Below are 3,642 nucleotides of genomic sequence, written 5' to 3' on the forward strand. Positions count from 1 at the left end.
CGCTCGTCAGTACGACTCGACCGCGAGCCCGGGGATACGGGCAAAATCGGCGTCTCGGCTCACCAGGACGTGATGATGGGTCAGGCAGACGGCCGCGATCATCACATCGAGCATCGGTAGCGGGGTCCCTTGACGGCGCAACTCCGCCCGAAGCCGTCCGGCCAACACTCCGGACTCGGAATCGAGCGGCAGCACGTCCCGCCCCCCCACGAGCCCGAGCGCTTCGCGGAGATAGGAGCCTCCGACGTGGTACGCTCCGTCCAGGAACTCGGCGACCACCGGGGCCGGAAGGAAGAGGACCTCTCCCTCGGAATCGAAGAGCTTCGCCTTCGCCACGGCCCCGGGGTGCCCACGAAGGACGTCGATCAAGAACGAGGTGTCGAGACAGCGCGCCAATCAGCCTCCGCTCCGCAGGAGCCGATCGAAGCGCTCCTCGTCCATGCGCCGCGCCCGCTTGCGCTCGGCCGCGATCTCGCGGAAGCGGTTCGCGGGTAAGTCCTTCCAGGCTCCGGCGAAGCTGGAGAGCGGTCGGCGCCTTCCGGCGAGCCGCTTGACCACCTGACTGAACGTCTCGCCCGGACGCTTGTGCCGCTTCAGGAGGTCGTAGGCTTCCCGATCCAGTGCGATGGACGTGGTCTCCATGGGCTCTGGCTATGTCTACCATAGTGGGAGTACATAGCGCTTCCTCCCAGCCTGCTCAACGCCCACGAGCGTAGCAACGGGCTCGGACTTCCCACGTTGACTGTCCCATCGCATCGCGGCACCTTATCGAGGGATGGGGGACGACCTCCGGCTCGTTGCCTTCCCCCCCGGTTCGGCCGCCGCCACCCCGGCTACCCCTCGCACTCCCTCCGCGCCGCCTCCTCCTCGGCCTCCCGCTCGTCGCTCTCCCGCACCGCGTCTTCCCATCCCTCCAAGTAGAGCCGTTCCAGGGCCGCCACCACCTCCGGCGGGGTCCGCACCATCAGCAGCTCGACATACGCCCGATGCACGGCCGCGAACGGCGTCGTCGCCTTCGCTCCTACGGATCCCGCGTCGCTGCTTCCTTCCGGCGCCGTCTCGGGCGGAGCGGGTCCCCGTGGCGCGCGCTCCATCCTCTTCTACCTCGCTCCCCGGCCGTTGCCGTTCGTGTCGTCGGGCTGGCGCACGAGGACGCCCGGCCTCGGCCGCAGCTCTTCCTCGATCCGCTGGCCTTCCTCCCGCACGATCACCGCGAGCTCCTCCGTCAGCCGGTCCGCGAGCTCCCGCAGGCTCTCCCCGGGTTTGCGGCTCGCCGCCGCCCGCACCCGGATCGTGCTGTACGGGATCCCGGTGGGTGCCGCCACCTCGATCTCCAGGCTCTCGGGCTCCGGGGCCGTCGCGGCTCGCTCGCTCCGTCGCTCCGGGTCCACCCTTTCACCGTTGCTCGAGACCGCAGGCCGACCGTCCTGCCTCGTTGGGCTCTCCCGTTCCTCCGGGCCGGGTTCCCGGGATTCTCCCTCCTGCCCTTTCGCTCCGGCGATCAGGGCGCCCAGCCACTTCGACGCCTCGGTTCGCGTGAGCCCGGGATCCTCGGCTCGCTCCCGCTCGACCCCCCACCGATAGAGCGCCCACCGCTGCTTCTCCGTCGCCCGTGGTTCACCGTTCCCGGGCTCCCCGAATCGGTCCTCCTGTAGATTGCTCGCCATGATCTCTTGCGTGCTCGCCCTTCGGGGCGAGCCCTCCACCTTACCCCAGGCGGGTCGGCGGAAACCGGACTGGTCGGGTGGGGGCCGGATTGGGCTCTCACGGTTCACCGGTGATTGCTCGAGCTCCTCGGTCCGTCCCGGAGGACCGAACAAATCCGCTCCTGGACTTGCCATCGCCGCCGCCTTGGACGTTGCCACGGCGCCGGGAGGGAGCGATCTCCTCACCGCAGCTCGTGTTGGCCGGGAAGAACGCCCCAGGGCGGCCCAAGAGCCCCTCGAGGAAGTGCGCGAAGAGAATCCAGTGCTCCTCTCTTCGGTCAGTTCGCCGTGGGGTCCCGTGGTCCCGATTTCCCCACCGAGCACTCGGATGGACATCTCACCTCGAGCGAGGGGCCGCAGGAGCCGTCCCGTTCGGGGGTCTATCGCCTCGTCAGGTTTGGGCCCTGGTCGCTACCCGTGCGTGCGCCAACGCGTGAGGGAGTTCCCCGGCGTGGGCCCCATAGAGTCCCTTGGCCTTGGCCACCTCTTGGATCTGCCGCGCCGTCTCCGGGGGGACCAGCTCGTAACCGCACCGAGAGCAGACCCAGAAGAGGTAATGGCCAAAGAACTCCCCTCCGAGCGAGTAGGAGCGGACGGCTTCGACCACGTCACCGTTGCACTCGGGACACCCGGCCGGAAGGATGACCTTGGCCCTTTGCTTCCTCATCGTCATAGCTGGAATGCGGTAATCAGCTCGACATGGCAGGGGACTACATTGAGCTTGAGGTGCCATCGCCGATACACGGCATCGACCCTTCCCGGGCCCTCCGGATGCCACCGAGCGGCGCGCACCATTCGCTCGAAGTCCGCCAACGGTAGTCCGCGCAGATTCATCATGTCGAGTGCGTGCCGAGACGGCACGACGGTGCAGTCTTTCTTCGGGTTCACCATCTCCCGCTCTCGCCTCCCCGAGGGTGAGCCGCAGTTACGCATTGCGGTCGCCCTTCCTGACTCGACCACTTCGACTCCTCGCTGCGCGAGAGCCCGGGTCCTCGGCTCGCTCCCGCTCGACCCCCCACCGATAGAGCGCCCAGCGCTGCTTCTCCGTCGCCCGTAGTTCGTCGTGCGCCGCCTCCCCCAGTCCCTCCTCGCTCGTTTCCGTCGTCATAGTTCCTTTCGGGCTCGCCTGTCAGAGCGACTCCCCTATCGTGCACCGCCCGGGTTGGCGAGCCGGCCCCCTCGCTGTCGGACCCCAGCCTCCGGGTGCCCATGCCGAAGAGCGCGCCGAAGCTTCAACGGGTGTGGCCCGAGTTCCGGCCGGACCTCGACAAGCTATGCCGAGCCTGCCTGAACAGCTTGACGGGGATCGCGTGGAGGGACGGCTCGCAGGGGGTGCGCCTCGAGGCCGAGAAGGACTACGGCGCGCCCGGCGTGGTAATCTGGGTCGAACCGGTCGTGGGCGGTAGGGCGCTTCTCGGGATTTCCCTTACCCCACGCCCCTATAGGATGCGACATGCGTAGTAAGGGTGATATATCGACACCCATATCGTTACCCGGAGGTATGGTCGATGGATACGGTGACAGTCTCGCCGAAGTACCAAGTGGTAATCCCTGAGCGAGTTCGCGAAGAATTCCACATCCGGGCCGGGGACAAGATGGCCGTGATCGTGAAGCACGGGATCCTTCACTACGTTCCCGTCCGCCCCTTCGAGCAGACCAAGGGAATGACCCCCGGGCTGGATACGAGGGGCCTTCGCGACAAGCACGATCGCTTCTAGGAGTCGGGAGGCGCGGTGATATCCATCGACAGCTACGGGTGGATCGAACGGTTCGGTGGAGGGCCGAAGCAAGGTCAGTACAACCGGGTGATCGACGCGGTCCCCCCGACCGAGATCTTAACGTCGGCCGTCACGGTGTTTGAAGTGTACAAGAAGGCGAAGGCCATGCGCGGCGAGCACGCTGCGCTGGAGGACGTGGCCGCGCTCGGCCATACCCG

9 protein-coding genes are annotated in these 3,642 nt (G+C 67.3%); 3 read left to right on the top strand and 6 right to left on the bottom strand.

Translation table 11 applies throughout. The features are described from left to right. Nucleotides 1-6: 6 nt before the first annotated feature. The 6 genes from VMV28_06275 to VMV28_06300 form a co-directional block, all read right to left on the bottom strand. Nucleotides 7-396, bottom strand: a complete 390-nt coding sequence (locus VMV28_06275) for a type II toxin-antitoxin system VapC family toxin (protein ID HUZ80202.1) — start codon at nucleotides 394-396, stop codon at nucleotides 7-9. Then, nucleotides 397-642: an antitoxin VapB family protein gene (locus tag VMV28_06280; protein ID HUZ80203.1), complete on the bottom strand. Its 246-nt coding sequence runs from the start codon at nucleotides 640-642 to the stop codon at nucleotides 397-399. A 191-nt stretch (nucleotides 643-833) separates the two neighbouring features. Then, nucleotides 834-1,094, bottom strand: a complete 261-nt coding sequence (locus tag VMV28_06285) for a hypothetical protein (protein ID HUZ80204.1) — start codon at nucleotides 1,092-1,094, stop codon at nucleotides 834-836. A gap of 6 nt (nucleotides 1,095-1,100) precedes the next feature. Further along, nucleotides 1,101-1,667, bottom strand: a complete 567-nt coding sequence (locus tag VMV28_06290; protein HUZ80205.1) for a hypothetical protein — start codon at nucleotides 1,665-1,667, stop codon at nucleotides 1,101-1,103. A 430-nt stretch (nucleotides 1,668-2,097) separates the two neighbouring features. Then, a complete protein-coding gene (locus VMV28_06295; protein HUZ80206.1) occupies nucleotides 2,098-2,379 on the bottom strand; it encodes a hypothetical protein in 282 nt (93 codons plus the stop codon). Continuing rightward, nucleotides 2,376-2,597 carry a hypothetical protein gene (locus tag VMV28_06300; GenBank protein ID HUZ80207.1) on the bottom strand — a complete coding sequence of 74 codons (222 nt, stop codon included), beginning with the start codon at nucleotides 2,595-2,597 and terminating at the stop codon, nucleotides 2,376-2,378. The genes VMV28_06295 and VMV28_06300 overlap by 4 nt, the downstream gene beginning before the upstream one ends. A gap of 318 nt (nucleotides 2,598-2,915) precedes the next feature. On the opposite strand from VMV28_06300, the gene VMV28_06305 reads away from it, so the two are divergent. The 3 genes from VMV28_06305 to VMV28_06315 form a co-directional block, all read left to right on the top strand. After that, complete coding sequence (locus VMV28_06305) at nucleotides 2,916-3,167, top strand: RusA family crossover junction endodeoxyribonuclease (protein HUZ80208.1); 252 nt, start codon at nucleotides 2,916-2,918, stop codon at nucleotides 3,165-3,167. A 47-nt stretch (nucleotides 3,168-3,214) separates the two neighbouring features. After that, nucleotides 3,215-3,424, top strand: coding sequence for an AbrB/MazE/SpoVT family DNA-binding domain-containing protein (locus VMV28_06310; GenBank protein ID HUZ80209.1), 210 nt, complete (start codon nucleotides 3,215-3,217; stop codon nucleotides 3,422-3,424). A gap of 15 nt (nucleotides 3,425-3,439) precedes the next feature. Then, the coding region (locus VMV28_06315; GenBank protein HUZ80210.1) for a hypothetical protein at nucleotides 3,440-3,642 on the top strand (203 nt) is incomplete at its 3' end.

It is taken from the genome of Thermoplasmata archaeon (assembly GCA_035532555.1).
Classification (GTDB): Archaea; Thermoplasmatota; Thermoplasmata; order Lutacidiplasmatales; family UBA184; genus Lutacidiplasma.